The organism is Kitasatospora sp. SUK 42, from assembly GCF_015776785.2.
Taxonomy (GTDB): domain Bacteria; phylum Actinomycetota; class Actinomycetes; order Streptomycetales; family Streptomycetaceae; genus Kitasatospora.
In genome coordinates this window covers 995,434-1,014,980 of sequence record NZ_LFMD02000003.1, presented here as the reverse complement: position 1 = coordinate 1,014,980, position 19,547 = coordinate 995,434, and the positions used below count along the sequence as shown (strand labels likewise).

At 71.2% G+C, this 19,547-nt stretch carries 15 protein-coding genes and 2 tRNA genes; 12 read left to right on the top strand and 5 right to left on the bottom strand.

Features of this window, described 5'->3' with window-relative positions:
* Window positions 1-110 precede the first annotated feature (110 nt).
* Window positions 111-1,112 carry an ornithine carbamoyltransferase gene (gene argF, locus RZ50_RS14240; protein ID WP_196947331.1) on the top strand — a complete coding sequence of 334 codons (1,002 nt, stop codon included), beginning with the start codon at window positions 111-113 and terminating at the stop codon, window positions 1,110-1,112.
* A gap of 54 nt (window positions 1,113-1,166) precedes the next feature.
* On the opposite strand, the gene RZ50_RS14235 is transcribed toward argF, so the two are convergent.
* Window positions 1,167-1,700, bottom strand: coding sequence for a superoxide dismutase family protein (locus RZ50_RS14235; protein WP_254802483.1), 534 nt, complete (start codon window positions 1,698-1,700; stop codon window positions 1,167-1,169).
* 375 nt (window positions 1,701-2,075) lie between these two features.
* Here RZ50_RS14235 and acnA point away from each other — a divergent pair, with 375 nt between their 5' ends.
* Together acnA and RZ50_RS14225 are read left to right on the top strand one after the other, a co-directional pair.
* Window positions 2,076-4,721 (top strand): aconitate hydratase AcnA, encoded by a 2,646-nt coding sequence (gene acnA, locus RZ50_RS14230; RefSeq protein ID WP_196950267.1) that lies wholly within the window; start codon window positions 2,076-2,078, stop codon window positions 4,719-4,721.
* Window positions 4,722-4,914: 193 nt separating this feature from the next.
* Window positions 4,915-6,219, top strand: a complete 1,305-nt coding sequence (locus RZ50_RS14225) for a glycoside hydrolase family 18 protein (protein WP_196950266.1) — start codon at window positions 4,915-4,917, stop codon at window positions 6,217-6,219.
* A 58-nt stretch (window positions 6,220-6,277) separates the two neighbouring features.
* Here the strand turns inward: RZ50_RS14225 and pepN are convergent, their stop codons facing one another.
* Window positions 6,278-8,842, bottom strand: coding sequence for an aminopeptidase N (gene pepN, locus RZ50_RS14220; protein ID WP_196950265.1), 2,565 nt, complete (start codon window positions 8,840-8,842; stop codon window positions 6,278-6,280).
* Between the two features lie 165 nt (window positions 8,843-9,007).
* A complete protein-coding gene (locus tag RZ50_RS14215) occupies window positions 9,008-10,423 on the bottom strand; it encodes an amino acid permease (protein ID WP_196950264.1) in 1,416 nt (471 codons plus the stop codon).
* Window positions 10,424-10,691: 268 nt separating this feature from the next.
* Between RZ50_RS14215 and RZ50_RS14210 the strand changes: the two genes are divergently transcribed.
* The 4 genes from RZ50_RS14210 to RZ50_RS14195 all read left to right on the top strand — a co-directional run bounded on the left by RZ50_RS14210 (window position 10,692) and on the right by RZ50_RS14195 (window position 14,093).
* Window positions 10,692-11,291, top strand: coding sequence for a biotin transporter BioY (locus RZ50_RS14210; RefSeq protein ID WP_196950263.1), 600 nt, complete (start codon window positions 10,692-10,694; stop codon window positions 11,289-11,291).
* A 47-nt stretch (window positions 11,292-11,338) separates the two neighbouring features.
* Window positions 11,339-11,824, top strand: coding sequence for a ribose-5-phosphate isomerase (locus RZ50_RS14205; RefSeq protein ID WP_196950262.1), 486 nt, complete (start codon window positions 11,339-11,341; stop codon window positions 11,822-11,824).
* Between the two features lie 387 nt (window positions 11,825-12,211).
* Entirely contained in the window at window positions 12,212-13,351 is a 1,140-nt protein-coding gene (locus RZ50_RS14200) for a PP2C family protein-serine/threonine phosphatase (protein ID WP_254802701.1), read from the top strand.
* A 544-nt stretch (window positions 13,352-13,895) separates the two neighbouring features.
* Window positions 13,896-14,093, top strand: coding sequence for a hypothetical protein (locus RZ50_RS14195; protein WP_196950260.1), 198 nt, complete (start codon window positions 13,896-13,898; stop codon window positions 14,091-14,093).
* 29 nt (window positions 14,094-14,122) lie between these two features.
* Here the strand turns inward: RZ50_RS14195 and RZ50_RS14190 are convergent, their stop codons facing one another.
* Complete coding sequence (locus tag RZ50_RS14190) at window positions 14,123-14,911, bottom strand: DUF6348 family protein (RefSeq protein ID WP_196950259.1); 789 nt, start codon at window positions 14,909-14,911, stop codon at window positions 14,123-14,125.
* A 201-nt stretch (window positions 14,912-15,112) separates the two neighbouring features.
* Between RZ50_RS14190 and RZ50_RS14185 the strand changes: the two genes are divergently transcribed.
* Window positions 15,113-15,709, top strand: a complete 597-nt coding sequence (locus RZ50_RS14185) for a hypothetical protein (protein ID WP_196950258.1) — start codon at window positions 15,113-15,115, stop codon at window positions 15,707-15,709.
* A 67-nt stretch (window positions 15,710-15,776) separates the two neighbouring features.
* Here the strand turns inward: RZ50_RS14185 and RZ50_RS14180 are convergent.
* Window positions 15,777-15,847: transfer RNA gene (locus RZ50_RS14180), tRNA-Gly, on the bottom strand.
* Window positions 15,848-16,005: 158 nt separating this feature from the next.
* On the opposite strand from RZ50_RS14180, the gene RZ50_RS14175 reads away from it, so the two are divergent.
* The 4 genes from RZ50_RS14175 to RZ50_RS14160 all read left to right on the top strand — a co-directional run bounded on the left by RZ50_RS14175 (window position 16,006) and on the right by RZ50_RS14160 (window position 19,359).
* Window positions 16,006-16,079: transfer RNA gene (locus RZ50_RS14175), tRNA-Pro, on the top strand.
* Window positions 16,080-16,372: 293 nt separating this feature from the next.
* A complete protein-coding gene (gene tig, locus RZ50_RS14170) occupies window positions 16,373-17,755 on the top strand; it encodes a trigger factor (RefSeq protein WP_196950257.1) in 1,383 nt (460 codons plus the stop codon).
* Between the two features lie 267 nt (window positions 17,756-18,022).
* Window positions 18,023-18,640, top strand: coding sequence for an ATP-dependent Clp protease proteolytic subunit (locus RZ50_RS14165; RefSeq protein WP_046386806.1), 618 nt, complete (start codon window positions 18,023-18,025; stop codon window positions 18,638-18,640).
* Between the two features lie 56 nt (window positions 18,641-18,696).
* Complete coding sequence (locus tag RZ50_RS14160) at window positions 18,697-19,359, top strand: ATP-dependent Clp protease proteolytic subunit (protein WP_196950256.1); 663 nt, start codon at window positions 18,697-18,699, stop codon at window positions 19,357-19,359.
* Window positions 19,360-19,547: the final 188 nt, after the last annotated feature.

The window sequence follows — 19,547 nt, the reverse complement described above, 5'->3', positions numbered from 1 at the left end:
GGGAGTCCCGCCCCGGACTCCCCCTTCGTCCACCCCCGTTCCGTATAGAAATTCCGACTGTCGTATACACTTGCCACTTTCCGCAGCCCCGTCACCCCCAGGAGCCCGGTATGGCCTTCAACCTCCGGAACAGGCACTTCCTCAAGGAGCTCGACTTCACGCCCCAGGAGTTCCGCTTCCTGGTGGACCTCGCCGCCACCCTCAAGGCGGCCAAGTACGCGGGCACCGAGCAGCCCCGGCTGCGCGGCAGGAACATCGCGCTGATCTTCGAGAAGACCTCCACCCGCACCCGGTGCGCCTTCGAGGTCGCCGCGCACGACCAGGGCGCCACCACCACCTACCTGGACCCCTCCGGTTCGCAGATCGGGCACAAGGAGTCGGTCAAGGACACCGCCCGGGTGCTCGGCCGGATGTTCGACGGCATCGAGTACCGGGGGCACGGCCAGGAGATCGTCGAGGAGCTGGCCGAGTACGCCGGGGTCCCGGTCTGGAACGGCCTGACCGACGAGTGGCACCCCACCCAGATGCTGGCCGACGTGCTCACCGTCACCGAGCACACCGCCAAGCCGCTCCCCGACGTCGCCCTCGCCTACCTCGGCGACGCCCGCTCCAACATGGGCAACTCGCTGCTGGTGACCGGCGCCCTGCTCGGCATGGACATCCGGATCGTCGCCCCGCGCGCCCTCTGGCCGACCGAGGAGGTGCGGAAGGCCGCGCAGTCGCTGGCCGAGCAGACCGGCGCCCGGATCACCCTGACCGAGGACGTGGCCGCGGGCGTGGCCGGCGTCGACTTCCTCTACACCGACGTCTGGGTCTCGATGGGCGAGCCCAAGGAGGTCTGGGCCGAGCGGATCGAGCTGCTCAAGCCGTACCAGGTCTCCATGGACACCGTCCGGGCCACCGGCAACCCGGACGTCAAGTTCCTGCACTGCCTGCCCGCCTTCCACGACCTCGGCACCGCGGTCGGGCGGCAGATGTACGAGGCGACCGGCATGACCGAGCTGGAGTGCACCGACGAGCTCTTCGAGTCGGCGCACTCCATCGTGTTCGACCAGGCCGAGAACCGCCTGCACACCATCAAGGCGGTCCTGGTGGCCACCCTCGGCTCCTGACGGAGCGCCGGGCGCCCCCGGGAGGCCCGGTGCGAACGCCCGGCGCGAGCGGCCTCAGCGCTCCAGCTTGACGCAGGCCACCCGGTCGCCCGCCCCGTGCGGCCCGGCCGGGGTGCCCGCGTGCAGCACCAGCGAGCGGGCCTGGCCCGGCCGCGGCCGCCAGCCCACCGCCGCGGTGGCGGCGCCGTCGCCCCGCCCGTCGGTGCGCAGCACCAGCCGCAGCTCGTTGCGGTCGTTGGCGTACGCCGGGTCGGTGGACGGCTGCACCGGGTCGGGCACGTCCTGGTAGTGCGGCCCGGAGGCGGCGGGGTCGGCCCCGCAGTCGCCGGTGTGCAGGTGCACCGGGAACTCGTGGTCGGGGGCGAGCCCGGTGGCGATCAGCGTGAGCGCCGTGCGCCCGGGCGTCGAGCGGTCGGTGACGAGCCGGGCGTGCGAGCCGTACGGCACCAGGTCCTGCGCGTAGCTGATCGCGGCCGGCGGGACGAAGGCGGTGGCCGGGTCGAAGTCGGCCTCCTGGACGGAGACCGGCGAGGCGGCGGGGGCGAGCAGGGCCAGCGGCAGCAGCGCGGCGGCGAGCGGTGCGGTCATCGGTCGGGCCTTCCACGGGCGGGGCGACGGTCTCCCTGCTAACGGCGTCGGGCCGGGAAGGACACCGCCGCGCCCGGTCCGCACCGCACCGGAGGACCGCCTCGTCAGCGGTTCCGCCGGGGCGTTCGTCCCCTCGCCGACGGGCGGTTCCGGTGGTGAGCTGGTGGTGGTGCCATGCCCGCGGTGGTGATGGCGGCGGCATGCACTATGGTTTATCTCGACATCGAGATAACTTGCCCATACGATATATCTCGACATCAAGATACTTGCCGAGAGGCGCTCGCCGGCGATGCGGGCAAGGTAAGCCTAAGTAAGGCTGACCTTACCACCGCGTGGCGGCCGGATACCGCACGAAGCATCCAGAAGGAGTCAGTCGTGTCCGCGAACAGCTTCGACGCCCGCAGCTCGCTGCAGGTGGGCGACGAGTCGTACGAGATCTTCAAGCTCTCCGCCGTCGAGGGTTCCGAGCGGCTGCCCTACAGCCTCAAGGTGCTGCTGGAGAACCTGCTCCGCACGGAGGACGGCGCGAACATCACCGCCGACCACATCCGGGCCCTCGGCAACTGGGACGCCGACGCCCAGCCGAGCCAGGAGATCCAGTTCACCCCGGCCCGCGTGATCATGCAGGACTTCACCGGCGTGCCGTGCGTGGTCGACCTCGCCACCATGCGTGAGGCCGTCAAGGAGCTGGGCGGCGACCCGGACAAGATCAACCCGCTGGCCCCGGCCGAGCTGGTCATCGACCACTCCGTCATCGCCGACAAGTTCGGCACCAAGGACGCGTTCACCCAGAACGTCGAGATCGAGTACGGCCGCAACAAGGAGCGCTACCAGTTCCTGCGCTGGGGCCAGACCGCCTTCGACGAGTTCAAGGTCGTCCCGCCGGGCACCGGCATCGTCCACCAGGTGAACATCGAGCACCTGGCCCGCACCGTCATGGTCCGGGGCGGCCAGGCCTACCCGGACACCTGCGTCGGCACCGACTCGCACACCACCATGGTCAACGGCCTGGGCGTGCTGGGCTGGGGCGTCGGCGGCATCGAGGCCGAGGCCGCCATGCTCGGCCAGCCGGTCTCCATGCTGATCCCGCGCGTGGTCGGCTTCAAGCTGACCGGCCAGCTGCCGGCCGGCACCACCGCCACCGACCTGGTCCTCACCATCACCGAGATGCTGCGCAAGCACGGTGTGGTCGGCAAGTTCGTCGAGTTCTACGGCGACGGCATCGGCGCCATCCCGCTGGCCAACCGCGCCACCATCGGCAACATGTCGCCGGAGTTCGGCTCGACCTGCGCGATCTTCCCGATCGACGCCGAGACCATCAACTACCTGAAGCTCACCGGCCGCGACGAGCAGCAGCTCGCCCTGGTCGAGGCGTACGCCAAGGAGCAGGGTCTCTGGCACAACCCGTCGCACGAGCCGGTCTACTCCGAGTACCTGGAGCTGGACGTCTCGACCGTCGTCCCGTCGATCTCCGGCCCGAAGCGCCCGCAGGACCGCGTCGTCCTGGCCGAGGCCGCGCAGAAGTTCGCCGAGGCGCTGCCGACCTACTCGGCCGAGGCCTCGAAGCCGACCGCCGTCACCGCCCCCGACGGCTCGACCTACGAGATCGACAACGGCGCGGTCGTGATCGCCTCGATCACCTCCTGCACCAACACCTCCAACCCCTCCGTCATGCTGGGCGCCGCCCTGCTGGCGAAGAAGGCCGTGGAGAAGGGCCTCCAGGTCAAGCCCTGGGTCAAGACCACCCTGGCGCCGGGCTCCAAGGTCGTCATGGACTACTACGAGAAGGCCGGCCTGCTCCCGTACATGGAGAAGCTGGGCTTCAACCTGGTCGGCTACGGCTGCGTCACCTGCATCGGCAACTCGGGCCCGCTGCCCGAGGAGGTCTCGGCCGCCGTCAACGAGTCCGACCTCGCGGTCGTCTCGGTGCTCTCCGGCAACCGCAACTTCGAGGGCCGGATCAACCCCGACGTCAAGATGAACTACCTGGCCTCCCCGCCGCTGGTGGTCGCCTACGCCCTCGCCGGCAACATGAACGTCGACATCACCAAGGACGCCCTGGGCAAGGACGCCGACGGCAACGACGTCTTCCTCGCCGACATCTGGCCGTCGGAGCAGGAGGTCGCCGACGTCGTCGCCGCCTCCATCGACCAGGACATGTTCGACAAGGGCTACCAGGACGTCTTCGCCGGCGACCACCGCTGGCAGTCGCTCCCGGTCCCGACCGGCAACACCTTCGAGTGGGACGCCGAGTCCACCTACGTCCGCAAGCCCCCGTACTTCGAGGGCATGGCCAAGACCCCGAGCCCGGTGACCGACATCGCCGGCGCCCGCGTCCTGGCCAAGCTGGGCGACTCGGTCACCACCGACCACATCTCCCCGGCCGGCAACATCAAGCCGGGCACCCCGGCGGCGCAGTACCTGACCGCCAACGGTGTCGAGAAGCGCGACTTCAACAGCTACGGCTCGCGCCGCGGCAACCACGAGGTCATGATCCGCGGCACCTTCGCCAACATCCGCCTGCGCAACCAGATCGCGCCGGGCACCGAGGGCGGCTACACCCGCGACTTCACCCAGGCCGACGCGCCGGTGTCGTTCATCTACGACGCCTCGCAGAACTACCAGGCCGCCGGCATCCCGCTGGTCGTCCTGGCCGGCAAGGAGTACGGCTCCGGCTCCTCCCGCGACTGGGCCGCCAAGGGCACCGCGCTGCTGGGCGTCAAGGCCGTCATCGCCGAGTCCTACGAGCGCATCCACCGCTCGAACCTGATCGGCATGGGCGTCCTGCCGCTCCAGTTCCCGGAGGGCGAGAACGCCGAGTCCCTCGGCCTGACCGGCGAGGAGACCTTCTCCATCACCGGCGTGACCGAGCTCAACGAGGGCCGCACCCCGAAGACCGTCAAGGTCAAGGCCGGTGACAAGGAGTTCGACGCGGTCGTCCGCATCGACACCCCCGGTGAGGCGGACTACTACCGCAACGGCGGCATCCTGCAGTACGTGCTGCGCTCGCTCATCGGCTGAGCTCCGCACTAGCGCCTGAAGGGGCCGGACCGCACCTCGCGGTCCGGCCCCTTCCGCGTGCTCCCGCGCACACCCGCCTTTTGCATACTGCGCCGGATGCCGCCGACCCCTTGTGCGGTGAACGGGAGATGGACTAAACCTCTGTGCCATCTGGTCCAGACCATTTGACGCCGCCTCAGAGAACAGGTCCGGTATGCCCACTCGCGCCTCAGCCCTGCTCGCCGCAGCCACCGCCGCCGCGCTGCTCGCCGCCCCCGCCACCGCCAGCGCCGCCGGCGGGCACGGCCCGAAGCTGAAGGGCCAGCGGGTCGGCTACTTCACGCAGTGGGGCGCCGACAGCTCCGCCAAGCGGGTCCAGGACTCCGGTCAGGCGGCCAAGCTCACCGTCATCAACTACGCCTTCGGCAACGTCTCCGCCGACGGCACCTGCTACGAGTCCAACGAGGCCGGCCAGGGCGACGCCCACAACGACTACCAGCGCTCCTTCTCCGCCGCCGACTCGGTGGACGGCGTGGCCGACGCCCCAGGCCAGCCGCTGAAGGGCCACTTCAACCAGCTGCGCAAGCTCAAGGCGAAGAACCCGCAGCTGCGCACGGTCATCTCGCTGGGCGGCTGGACCTGGTCCAAGTACTTCTCGGACGCGGCCGCCACCGACGCCGCCCGCAAGAAGTTCGTCTCCTCCTGCATCGACCTCTACCTCAAGGGCAACCTGCCGGTCCTGCCCGGCTCCCCGGAGGGCGGCACGGGCGCGGCCGCCGGCGTCTTCGACGGCATCGACATCGACTGGGAGTACCCGGGCGGCGGCGGGGACGCGGGCAACGTGGTCCGCCCCGAGGACGGGCACAACTACACCCTGCTGATGCAGGAGTTCCGCCGTCAGCTGGACGCGCTGAGCGGCAAGAAGGGCAAGCACTACCTGCTCACCGCCGCCGTGGCCGCCAACGAGACCGTCGCCGACCGGCTCGAATTGCCCGAGCTGAGCGAGTCGATGGACTGGCTCAACCTGATGACCTACGACCTGCACGGCCCCTGGGAGGGCAAGGGCCCGGCCAACCACCAGGCCAACCTCTACTCCGACCCGGCCGACCCGGACGCCCGCCGGCGCAGCGCCGACCTCGCCGCCACCCACTACCAGGAGCGTGGCCTGCCCTCCGAGCAGCTCGTCCTGGGCGCCCCGCTCTACGGCCACGGCTGGACCGGCGTCGCCCCCGGCAAGCGCGGCGGCCTCTACCAGAGCGCCACCGCCGCGGCGCCCGACCACTCGTACCAGGAGCTCAACGCGCTGCCCGGCAAGGTGTACGTGGACCGCGACCACGGCGCGTCCTGGAAGTACGACGGCACCAACTTCTACAGCTACGACACCGCCGAGGTGCTCACCCAGAAGGCCCGGTACACGCGCTGGAACGACCTGGCCGGGGTGATGGTCTGGTCGCTCGACGGCGACGACGCCCAGGGCAGCGCGATCGCCGCCCTGGACCGCGGTCTGAACCGCGACTGACGCCCGGAAACGCGAAGGGGCCCGCCGTGGACAACACGGCGGGCCCCTTCGCGATCCGTCAGGCCCGGTCGCAGGCCTGCGCCCGCAGCGCGCGGGCCAGGTCGTCCCGGTGCTCCAGCACCAGGCGGCGCAGGGCCGGCGCGGCCTGCGGGTGGCCGTCCAGCCAGGCGTCGGCCTCGGCCAGGGTCTGCTCACCGGTCTGGGCGATCGGGAAGAAGCCCCCGACGATCAGCACCGCGGTCTCGATGCTCCGCTCGGTCCAGACCTTCTCCAGCAGCTTGAAGTACGGCGCCGCGTAGAGGGAGGTCAGGTCGCGCTGGGCGGGGATCGAGAAGCCCGCGGCGTTGGCCCGGACCAGGGCGCCCGGCAGCTCGTCCGAGTCGATCACCGCCGACCAGGCGGCGGCCTTGGCCTCCGGCGTCGGCCGGGCGGCCAGGCACTGGGCGTACTGGCGCTGCCCGCCCGCGGTGTTGTCGGCGGCCAGCTCCGCGGCCAGCTCCTCGTCGCCGGCCTGCCCGGCGGCGGCCAGCGCCAGCCACAGCGCCCAGCGCAGCTCCTGGTCGACCTCCAGGCCGTCGATCCGGGCGCTGCCGGCCAGCAGGCCGCGGACCAGTCCGAGGTGCTCGGCGCCGCCCGCGGTCTGGGCGAGGAAGCGGGCCCAGGCCAGCTGGTGGTCGCTGCCGGGGACGGCCTCGCGCAGCTCGCGCAGGGCGCCGTCGGCGAGCTGCCGGGCGCCCTCGGCACGCCAGGCCGGGTCGGCGTACAGGTCGACGGCGGTCCTGGCCTGGGCGTGCAGCGACTGGAGCACGCCGATGTTGCCCTCCCGGCCGGCGAAGCGCAGCACCAGGGCGACGTAGTCGCGGGCCGGCATCAGGCCGTCCCGGGTGAGGTTCCAGACGGCGGACCAGGCGAGCGCGCGGGCCAGTTCGTCGCGGATGCCGCCGAGGTCGCCGCGCAGGGTCTCCAGGGAGTCGGCGTCGAAGCGGATCTTGCAGTACGTCAGGTCCTCGTCGTTGAGCAGGACCAGGGCCGGGCGCGGGCGGCCGAGGGCCTCGGCGACGACCGTGCGGGCGCCGGTGACGTCCAGCTCGATCCGCTCGGTGCGCACCAGGGCGCCGTCGGCGTCCCGGTCGTACAGGCCGACCGCGATCCGGTGCGGGCGCAACACGTCGCCGTCCTGCAGCACGGCCAGCTCGGTGATCCGACCCTCGGCGTCGGTGGTGACCTGCGGGGTGAGTGCGTTGACCCCGGCGGTCTGCAGCCAGGCGGCCGACCAGCTCTTCAGGTCGCGGCCGCTGGTCTCCTCCAGCACGCCCAGCAGGTCGGCCAGCTCGGTGTTGCCGAAGGCGTGCCGCTTGAAGTAGCGGCGGGCGCCCTCGAAGAAGGCGTCCGAACCGACGTACGCGACCAGCTGCTTGAGGACGGAGGCACCCTTGGCGTAGGTGATCCCGTCGAAGTTGAGCTTGGCGTCCTCAAGGTCGCGGATGTCCGCGGTGATCGGGTGGGTGGTGGGGAACTGGTCCTGCTCGTAGGCCCAGGCCTTGCGCTGGTTGGCGAAGGTGACCCAGGCGGAGGAGTACCGGGTGTGGGCGCCGATCAGGCCGTAGGAGCCCATGAAGTCGGCGAAGGACTCCTTCAGCCACAGGTCGTCCCACCAGCGCGGGGTGACCAGGTCGCCGAACCACATGTGCGCCATCTCGTGCAGGACGACGTTGGCACGGGACTCGTAGGCGGCGTCGGTGACCTTCGAGCGGAAGACGAACTCCTCCTTGAAGGTGACGCAGCCCGGGTTCTCCATCGCGCCGATGTTGTACTCCGGGACGAAGGCCTGGTCGTACTTGCCGAAGGGGTACGGGTAGTCGAACTCCTCGTGGAAGAAGTCGAGTCCGAGCTTGGTGACGCCGAGGATCTCCTCCGCGTCGAAGTACGGGGCGAGCGACTTGCGGCACAGCGCGGAGAGCGGGATCTCCAGGGTGGTGCCGTCGGCGAGCTCGCGGCTGTAGTGGTCGGTGGCGACGTGGTACGGGCCGGCCACCACGGCGGTGAGGTAGGTGGAGATCGGCCTGGTCGGCGCGAACTCCCAGGTGCGGGCGTCGCCCTCCACGGTGACGTTCTCGTGCACGGCGTTGGAGCGCACGTCCCAGGCGGCCGGGGCGGCCACGGTGAAGCTGAACGCGGCCTTCAGGTCGGGCTGCTCGAAGTTCGCGAACACCCGGCGGGCGTCGGCCGGCTCGAAGTGGGTGTAGAGGTAGGTCTCGCCGTCCGCCGGGTCGACGAAGCGGTGCAGGCCCTGGCCGGTGCGGCTGTAGGCGCAGTCCGCCTCGACGGTCAGGACGTTCTCGGCGGCCAGTCCGTCGATGTGCACCCGGGCGCCGTCGTAGGCGGTGGCCGGGTCCAGGGTGCGGCCGTTGAGAGTGACCGAGCGGACGGCGGGGGCGAGCAGGTCGAGGAAGGTGCCGGCGCCGGGCTGGGAGCAGCGGAAGGCGACGGTGGTGGTGGACCGGAAGGTGGCGGCCGCCGGATCGGGGGCCGAGGTCACGTCCAGCCGGACCCGGTAGCTGTCCACGGCCAGGATGCCAGCCCGCTGCTGGGCTTCCTCGCGACTCAGGTTCTTGCCCGGCACGGCGGTACTCCTTTGTCCGGCTCGCACGGTGGTGCGTCTGTGGATGGTGCGGTTCCGCGCGCGGTGTGGCCGCGTACGCGGGAGCATCCTTTCACGCCCTCCACCAACGCGAGGAGGCCTGGCACCAGCTGGTACCAGGCCTCGGGTCCGTCTTCAGAACTCGCGTCAGCGGGCGGCGGCCGCGTCCCGGCGCTGCTTGAGCAGGCCGGCCCCGCTGAGCAGCGCGACCAGCACCCCGGCCGCGTACAGCTGCTGGCGGTTGCCCGCGGTGGTGGTCATCAGCGCGAGGATGCCGGCCACGGCGGCCATCGAGATCCAGGTCAGGTACGGGTAGCCCCACATCTTCACGGTGAGCAGCTCGGGCGCCTCGCGCTCCAGCCGGCGGCGCATCCGCAGCTGGACGATGCAGATGAAGAGCCAGACCACGAGTATCGCCACACCGGTGGTGTTCATCAGCCAGGTGAACACGGTGGCGGGCCAGAACTTGGCGGCCAGCACGGCGCCGAAACCGAACGTGCAGGAGGCCAGCACGGCCCGGCGCGGCACCCCGCCGCTGACCTTGGCCAGCGCCCTGGGGCCCTGGCCGCGGCCGACCAGCGAGTACGCCATCCGGGAGGCGCCGTAGATGTTGGCGTTCATGGCGGACAGCAGCGCGACCAGCACCACCACCTCCATGATCGTCCCGGCCGCGGGCACCCCGAGGTGGCGCAGCACCGTGACGTACGGGCCGTTGGCGACGACTGCGGGGTCCTTCCAGGAGACCAGGGTGACGATCAGGGCCATCGAGCCGATATAGAAGATCGCGATCCGCCACACCGCCGTGCGCACCGCGTTGGCGACGTTCTTCTTGGGGTCCGAGGACTCGGCCGCGGCGATGGTCACCGTCTCCAGGCCGCCGTAGGCGAAGACCGAGGCGAGCAGGCCGACGATCAGCCCGCTGACGCCGGTGGGCAGGAAGCCGCCCTGGCCGGTGAGGTTGCTGGTGCCCGGGGCACCGGGGCCGATCACACCGGCGATGCCGAGCCCGCCGAGGACCAGGAAGGCGACGATCGCCGCGATCTTGATGGCGGCGAACCAGAACTCGAACTCGCCGAAGTTCTTCACCGCGGTCAGGTTGCTGGCGCAGAAGAAGGCCATGAACAGGGCGACCCAGATCCAGGCGGAGACACCGGGGATCCAGCCGTTGACGATCTTCCCGGCCGCGGTGGCCTCGGCGGCGACGCCGCAGCAGAGCATCACCCAGTACATCCAGCCGGCCGTGATGCCGGCCCAGGGGCCGATCTCCTTCTCGGCGTGCACCGAGAACGACCCGGAGGCCGGGCGGGCGGCGGACATCTCACCGAGCATCCGCATGATCAGCATGACCAGCAGGCCGGAGAAGGCGAAGGCGAGGATGATCGCCGGTCCGGCGGCCGCGATGCCGGCGCCGGAGCCGACGAAGAGGCCCGCGCCGATGACGCCGCCGAGGGCGATCATCGACAGGTGGCGCTGCTTGAGCCCGTGGGAGAGCTGCTGGCCGGACGCCGGGGGATTCCCGGTGTGGGCGGTCCCGGGCGTCGAGCGCGCGGAGGTACGGGCCATGAAGGGTGGATCCAGACTGTGCGAAATTCGGTGCTAGTTGTCCAATATCCGGCGACGCTGCTGAGCATGCCAAAAATGTCCGGTTCGGGACCACGATGCGGACCGGGTCGCGACGTTACGTGTCGGTATATTGACGGACCGTTGTCACGGGTCGGACCCGACAACGCCCGGGGGCGGGGCTTTGTTCGAAACCGTGGCGGCGGCGCAGTGGATCACCACGTAGGTTCACAGGTGTTCACTCACCTGGACCCTCCTGGAGGAGCCCCCGATGGCCACTGCCACCACCCCGACACCGCGCCGCGCCGTCCTCGCCGACCTGCTGCCCGCCGCTTCCACCCGCCTCGGCGCCCAGGCCCGCGACCTGGCCCTGGTGGTCGGCGGCGCCGCGCTGACCGGCGTGGCCGCCCAGCTGTCGGTGAACGTCCCCGGCTCGCCGGTGCCGGTCACCGGCCAGACCTTCGCCGCCCTGCTGGTCGGCACCGCGCTCGGCGCCCGCCGCGGTGTCGCCTCGCTGGCCCTCTACCTGCTGGCCGGCATGGCGGGCCTGCCCTGGTTCGCCGAGGGCACCTCCGGCTGGGCCATGCCCTCCTTCGGCTACGTGCTCGGCTTCGTCCTCGCCGCCGCCGTGACCGGCGCGCTGGCCCGCCGCGGCGCCGACCGCACCCCGGTGAACACCGCCGTCACCATGGTCCTCGGCAGCCTCGCCATCTACGCGGTCGGCGTGCCGTACCTGGCCCTCACCCTGCACGTGTCGCTGGCCCGCGCCGCCGAGCTGGGCCTCTACCCGTACCTGGTCGGCGACGCCCTCAAGGCCGCCTTCGCCGCCGGCGCCCTGCCGCTGGCCTGGAAGCTGCTCGGCCGACGCTGACGCCCCCGTTGTCGGGCCCGGGCGCACCCGCGTGCCACACTCATGGCATGCGCGTGTACCTGGGCTCCGACCATGCCGGATACGAACTGAAGAACCACCTGGTGGAGTGGCTGAAGGAGGCCGGCCACGAGCCGGTCGACTGCGGGCCGCACATCTACGACGCCGAGGACGACTACCCGCCGTTCTGCCTGCGCGCCGCCGAGCGCACCGCCGCCGATCCGGAGGCCCTGGGCATCGTGATCGGCGGCTCGGGCAACGGCGAGGCGATCGCCGCCAACAAGGTCAAGGGCGTCCGTGCGGCGCTGGCCTGGAGCGTGCAGACCGCCGAGCTCGGCCGCCAGCACAACAACGCCAACGTGATCTCCATCGGCGGCCGGATGCACTCCGAGGAGGAGGCCACCCGGTTCGTCGAGGTCTTCCTCAACACCCCCTACAGCGGCGAGGAGCGGCACACCCGCCGGATCCAGATGCTGAGCGAGTACGAGACCACCGGCGAGCTCCCGCCGATCCCGGCCCACCACCCGCAGGGCTGATCCCGTCACCCACCGTCCTCCGGCGGCCGGTCGCACCTCCCGTGCGGTCGGCCGCCGTCGTTCGCGGCCCTCTCCGGCACCTGTGGGATCGGCCACAGGCCCCCGGCGCGCGGACATACCCGCACGCGGGGCGCGCACGCTGCCCGCTGGATCCGTACACCCAACCGGCGCACGCCTTCTGACGCCGCACCCGCCACCGGCCCGATCGGCCGAAACCCGCTGAACGGCAGGCGCGCCGATGCCGCCGCCCGCCCCCGAGCCGTCGACGCCGGGCCGTACCCGTGGATAGGGTCGGACCCCATGGCTGGCAGAGCGCCGGGCCCAGAGCCCCAGACGACTGCGACGAGGCCCGGCGCCAACCCGGCGTCCGGCCCCGTGACGGCCCGGCTGCGCAAGAGGCTCCGCCGGGTCCGCCGGAGGCTGCGCACCGCCCTGGTGGACTACTTCCGCGGCGGCGCCGCCGACTGGCCGGTGCTCTGCGCGCTCGCCCTGCTCGTCCCGCTGCTGATCGTGCTCAACGTCTGGATCCCCGACTGGGCCCCGCCCACCGCCCTGGTCCTGCCGATCCTGGCCGGCGCCCTGCTGCTGCGCCCCGGCAGCCTGGTGGTGCTCTACGCGCTGGGCGCCCTCGGCCTCTCCGCCGAGTCCGTGATCCACACCGGCCAGCGGGTCGCCAGCTCGAACCCGGAGGCCTACATCTACGGGGTGACCCCGGGCGCGGCCCTGGTGGTCGGCGCCGCCGGGGTCGGCGGCCTGCTGCTGGCCCAGTTCCGGGCCCGGGTCGGCGTCCCCTGGTGGGGCGGCTCCACCATGCTGTTCGACCTGCGCGAGCGGCTGCGGGTGCAGAGCCGGGTGCCCGAGCTGCCGACCGGCTGGCACGCGGACATGGCGCTGCGCCCGGCCGGCGGGCAGTCCTTCTCCGGGGACTTCGTGGTCGCCGCCCGCACCGGGCCCGGCCAGCGACTGCTGGAGGTGGTCCTCGCGGACGTCTCCGGCAAGGGCATGGACGCCGGCTCCCGCGCCCTGCTGCTCTCCGGCGCCTTCGGCGGCCTGGTCGGCTCGCTGCCCGCGCACGACTTCCTGCCCGCCGCCAACGGCTACCTGCTGCGCCAGTCCTGGGAGGAGGGCTTCGCCACCGCCGTCCACCTGGTGCTGGACCTGGACACCGGCGAGTACGAGCTGCTCTCCGCCGGGCACCTGCCGGGCATGCAGCGCCTGGCCGGCGCGGGGCGCTGGGAGGTCAAGGAGGCCGAGGGCCCGCTGCTCGGGATCTACGACGGCGCCAAGTTCGAGGGCGTGCGCGGCCGGCTGAACCGCGGCGACGTGCTGATGCTGTGCACCGACGGCATGGTCGAGGCGCCGGGCCGGGACCTCACCGAGGGCATGGACCGGCTGATGGGGGAGGCGGACCGGCTCGTCCCCGGCGCCGCCCCGGGCTCCGGCGTGGGCGCGGCCGCCGCCCTGATCGAGACGGTGGCCCGGGACATCAACGACGACCGCGCCGTCCTGCTGCTCTGGCGCGACTGACGTCCGGCGAGGACGTCCCGTGATGACGTCCCGTGAGGCGTCGGTCCGCGGCGGCTTTCCGCGACTGATATTCATCGTCGTCCGTCACATGCCACCGGCAGCCGCTGTCAAGCCTGGGAGCTGATCTTCAGCCAAATCGGACGCCCCGTCGGCAGACCGGATCAGTGGCTTCCGTTCCCCGCCGCCGGGTGTTTCCCGGCCGCTCAGCCCCGCCCCGCCGACGATTCGTCAGGACGGCTCCGCTATCGTCCCGGTCGGCGGAAACTCGTCTCGCATCGCAGGATGTCGGCGTTGGACTGACTTTCAGACCTTTACGCAATCGGCACGGTCGACCACACTGAGTCCGGGCGGGACTGTTCAGGATTCGGGGGATGGGGGGCGACACGTGCGGCACCACAGACAGCCGTTCACCGTGGGCTCCCTCACCGGCACTGCGCCGGGCGGTCCGCGATTCCGCCTCGGGACCGTCGGGCAGGCCGGGGTCCGGCTTCGCAGGTGTCGCCGGGCGGCGGCACCACGCTATGAAACGAGGAAGTGAGTCCGGGTGGCACTCTCCGTCTCCGCGCTGGTCCTGTTCGCGATCCTGTGCATCATCTTCATCCGGAACAAGCAGATGAAGATTCCGCACGCGATCGTCGCCGCCCTCTTCGGCTTCATGCTGCACGAGACCACGGTCGCGACCTCGATCAACCAACTGCTGGCCAACCTGGCGCACAGCATCTCCGGCATCACCGGCGGCTGATCGGCCGGGCCGCCCGGCCCCCGCGGGGGTCACCGGCCGGCCCGCCTGGCTTCCCGCCAGCGAGCGAACAGACCCCGGGGGCGTGCCGCCGCCGGGGCCGGGGAGCGCATCGGTACGGGTGCCGAGGCACCCGTCGGCGCGGCCGGTGAAGCCGCCCGATCCTCCGTCAGCAGCACGAACAACCGTGCCCAGCACAGCCGTTCGCCGCGCGGCCAGTCCAGCGCCCGCAACGCCGCGGACGCCGCCTCCGACACCTCGCCGCCCACCCGGACCTCGGCGACGTCGTCGCCCGCCTTCCCGCCCAGGAAGAGCTTCACGCCCACCGGCCCCGGACCGGTCAACTCCGGACGCAGCGCGGGCGCCAGCGCCGACAGCACCCGGTGCTCGGCGAGCCAGGCCGCCAGGTGCTCGTTGCCGAAGCCGAACACCGCCGCCGGCCCCTGCAGCGCGTGCCAGCCCGGGAGTTCCGGCAGGTCCTCGTGGTCCGCGTGCACCCCGCGCCCGTCCGCCAGCTCGACCAGCACCGAGGCGGTGGTGGTCGCCCACATCTTCACCGCGTTCGCGAGCTTCTCCTCCTCGGTCTTGCCGAGGCCCGCCGCGCAGTCCCACACCACCGGCGCGTCCGCCCGGCCCAGCCGCAGCACGAAGCCGAGGTCCACGTGCCCGGCGCCGTCGTCCCCGGGGTGCTCGCGTACCGCCACCGCCGTGGTTCCCGGGCCGCGCACCACCTCGCCGTCCGGATGGAACTCCTGGCCCAGTCGTGCCATCTCCCGGACCACACAGCGCTGAATGACGGCCAGTCGCTCCTGCGGACGCACCGGGACTCCTCCACCTCGGGAGCGCGGCGGCTGAGCTCGCGCTCGAACTGCGCTCGAACGCCGCCGAGGCTATCGGCCCGACACCCGAGCGGGAAACCGTTCGACCGACCCGGCCCCATCGATGAACTCCGGTCGCGGAAATGCCCTGAATGCCCCACTTTGGGGAGCGGAACCTGAAGGCCGTCCGCTCGGAGAGCCCGCATGCCCCGCACCGCCCCGACCACCCACCCGTCGATATCCGCCGTCCCCCCGATACCCGCCGTCCCACTCGTCCCCACCGTCCCGACGTGGCCTCCGGCCGGCCCGGACGACTCCGGCCTGGTCGCCGAGATCGAGGCCTACCTCGCCTCGCTGCCCGCCCCCGCGCGCACCCCGGTGCCGTACGTCTGCCGGTACGGCAGCACCCCGCGCCCCTGGAACGCCGGCCACCCCGAGCCCAGAGCCACCCTGCTCGACCGGACGCTGCGCCGCCCGGCGCGGCCCGTCCCGGTCAGCGCCGCCGACCACCTGCGGCTCGCCTCCCGCTACATCGGCGCCCACGGCTGGCTGCAGGGCGCGATGTGGGACGGCTCCGGACGGGTCTGCCTGCTCGGAGCCCAGGCCGTCGTCCTGGCGCGCGGCTACGGCACCCCGGCCACCGTGCGCACCGCCAGGGTCCAGCTGATGGAGGTGCTGCACGCCACCGGCCGCCCGGCGCGCTCCCCGGACGAGTTCAACGACCGCCCCACCACCCGGGAGGGTGACGTGCACCAGCTGCTCGACCGGGCCGCCGCCCGGGCCGCCCGGCTCGGGCTCTGACACGCCGCCCGGGCCCGGAAACGCCGACGGCCCCGGTGCACTGGAGCGCACCGGGGCCGAACCGGAGAGCGGGCGACGAGAATCGAACTCGCGTGACTAGTTTGGAAGACTAGGGCTCTACCATTGAGCTACGCCCGCACGACCCCCCAGCCGTCACCGGCCGGAAGTCCGGGGGACAGCGTACCTGGTCCGACCGCTCCCGTGCACACCGCATTCCGCGCGCCCCCTCTTCCGCCCCGCCCCGAAATAGTCGGCGAGCCGTACAGGCCCGGCGTGTACGCTTCCTCTCGGCACCACGGGGTGTGGCGCAGTTTGGTAGCGCGTCCGCTTTGGGAGCGGAAGGCCGTCGGTTCGAATCCGGTCACCCCGACAGTGCGGCAGGGTCTCGCCCACCGGGGCGGGGCCCTGTTCTGTTCGGACGGTACGGTGGCGCCTGGCGTCCGCCTTTCGTGGTACCGGTAGGATGGGGCGCTGGCGGTAGTCCCTGTGGCGTCCACCCAGGTCAACCGCACGAGGGCGAGGAGTCAAGCTCACCGTCCACCCACGGGAGATGCAGCTCCAACCGCCCATCGCCCGTCTCGCCCGAACCACCCGCCCCGGCCCCGGCCGGGAGGCCGGGGAGGGCGGAGACAAACTGACCGCAAGCCCATAGGAGACGTAACCGTGAAGAGCGCCGTCGAGACTCTGAACCCGACCCGGGTTCGACTCACCGTCGAGGTGCCCTTCGAGGAGCTCAAGCCCAGCCTCGACGCGGCGTACAAGAAGATCAACCAGCAGGTCACGGTTCCGGGCTTCCGCAAGGGCAAGATCCCGGCTCGCGTCATCGACCAGCGCTTCGGCCGTGGTGCCGTGCTGGAGGAGGCCGTCAACGACGCCCTGCCGCGCTTCTACACGCAGGCCGTCGACGAGGGCAAGATCGAGGTCCTCGGCCAGCCCGACATCACCAACATCGAGGGTGTCGAGACGATCGCCGATGGCGGCGACCTGAAGTTCACCGCCGAGGTGGACGTCCGTCCCGAGGTCACCCTGCCGGAGTTCTCCTCCATCGAGGTGACCGTCGACCCGATCGTCGTCGCCGACGAGGACATCGAGAAGTCGCTGGAGCAGCTGCGCGAGCGCTTCTCCTCGGTCAAGGACGTCGAGCGCGCCGCGGCCGCCGGCGACATCGTGGTCGTGGACCTCGTCGCCAAGGTCGACGGCGAGGTGCCGGAGGACGGCACCGCCAACGGCGTCAGCTACGAGATCGGCTCGGGCCGCCTGATCGACGGCATCGACGAGGCCGTGACCGGCCTGTCCGCCGGCGAGGAGAAGACCTTCGAGACCGAGCTCAAGGGTGGCACCCAGGCGGGCAAGACCTCCGAGGTCACCGTCGTCGTCACCGCCGTCCAGGAGAAGGAGCTGCCGGAGCTGGACGACGAGTTCGCCCAGCTGGCCAGCGAGTTCGACACCCTGGAGGAGCTGCGCGCCGACTCCCGCAAGCGCCTGGAGCGCATGAAGGAGTACGACCAGGCCACCCAGGCCCAGGAGAAGGTGCTCGACGCCCTGCTCGCGCTGGTTGAGATCGAGTACCCCGAGAAGCTCCTCAAGGACGAGATCGAGACCCGCAAGCACAACGTGGAGCACCACCAGCTGGAGCCCATGGGTCTGAACCTCGACACCTACCTGGAGACCCAGGGCAAGACCCGCGAGGAGTGGGACGCGGAGATCGAGGAGCAGGCGAAGAAGGGCATCAAGACCCAGTTCGTCCTGGACCAGATCGTCGCCAACGAGGAGCTGGGTGTTAACCAGGAGGAGCTCACCGAGCACCTCATCCGCCGCGCCGCCGGCTCCGGCCTCACCCCGGACCAGTTCGCCCAGCAGGTCGTCCAGGGCGGCCAGGTTCCGCTGCTGGTCGGCGAGGTCGCCCGCGGCAAGGCGCTGGCCACCGTGGTCGAGGCCGCCAAGGTCGTCGACACCGAGGGCAACGAGGTCAACTTCGACGACGACGAGACCGACGAGTCGGGCGAGACCGTCGAGGCCGCCGCCGAGGAGAAGACCGAGGCCTGAGCGCCCCGGTAGCCCCTCCAGGCTGTAGCGGGCCCGGACGCCGTACGGTGTCCGGGCCCGCTGTCGTCCCACCCGCGGCCCCTGCGACCCTGCGCTCACAGCGAACAGTTCTGCGTGAGGGATTCTGCGGCCCGGCCTGCGCGTTAGGGTCCTTGGACAGCAACAATCACGACGTGATACCCGGAAGCTGTGCGACACCGTGACGGCCGTGGAGCGACCGTCCAAACCGACTGAGCAGGTGGCTAAGTGACGTTCCCGCAGATGCAGATGCCTGGCCCGATGGCGCCGCACGCCGCCGCTGGTGACGTGCTCGGCGGCCTTGGCGACCAGGTCTACAACCGGCTGCTCAACGAGCGGATCATCTTCCTCGGCCAGCAGGTCGACGACGACATCGCCAACAAGATCACCGCCCAGCTGCTGCTGCTGGCCGCGGACCCGGAAAAGGACATCTTCCTCTACATCAACTCCCCGGGCGGCTCGATCTCGGCCGGCATGGCGATCTACGACACCATGCAGTACATCAAGAACGACGTCGTCACCATCGCGATGGGCATGGCCGCCTCGATGGGCCAGTTCCTGCTGACCGCCGGCGCCAAGGGCAAGCGCTTCTCGCTGCCGAACGCGAACATCCTGATGCACCAGCCCTCCGCGGGCCTCGGCGGTTCCGCCACCGACATCCGCATCCAGGCCGAGCAGCTGCTCCGCACCAAGAAGCGGATGTCCGAGCTGATCGCCTTCCACAGCGGCCAGTCCTTCGAGCAGATCACCCGGGACTCCGACCGCGACCGCTGGTTCACCCCGGAGGAGGCCCTGGAGTACGGCCTCATCGACGCGATCATGCACAGCGCCGCGGACGTCCCCGGCGGCGGCGGCACGGGCGCCTGAGCCTCGGCCCGGCCCACGAGACCACAGCCACAACGCCCCGGAGGACAAGAACCCCCATGAACATCCCCAGCCTGTCGGCCGCCAAGGCCCGCGTCGAGGACATGCGTGCCGAGGGCCGCTACATCGTCCCGCGCTTCGTCGAGCGCACCACGCAGGGCATCCGTGAGTACGACCCGTACGCCAAGCTGTTCGAGGAGCGCATCATCTTCCTCGGCTCGCAGGTCGACGACGTCTCGGCGAACGACATCATGGCGCAGCTGCTGTGCCTGGAGTCGATGGACCCGGACCGCGAGATCCAGATGTACATCAACTCGCCCGGCGGCTCGTTCACGGCCCTGACGGCCATCTACGACACGATGCAGTACGTGAAGCCGGACATCACCACGGTCTGCATGGGCCAGGCGGCCTCCGCCGCGGCCGTGCTGCTCGCCGCCGGCACCCCCGGCAAGCGGATGGCGCTGCCGAACGCCCGCATCCTGATCCACCAGCCGTACACCGAGACCGGCCGCGGTCAGGTGTCCGACCTGGAGATCCAGGCCAAGGAGATCTTCCGGATGCGTGAGCAGCTGGAGGAGATGCTCTCGAAGCACTCCAACAAGTCGATCGAGCAGGTGCGCGACGACATCGAGCGCGACAAGATCCTGACCGCCGAGGAGGCCGTCGAGTACGGCCTGGTCGACCAGATCATCTCCACCCGCAAGACCTCGCTGACCTCCTGAGGCCGGCACCGCAGGGGCGGGGCGCGCACCCGGTTGCGCGTCCCGCCCCGGCCCGTAGGCGGGCCCTGTCACGGCATCTGTTCGGTATCAATTCGCCCAGGGCGTAGGGCAGACCTGGCGAAGAGGACGGAATCACGGGCCCGGCAGAGTACCGTCGGATAGCGAGACCGAGCGCCGTCGGCGCGGAC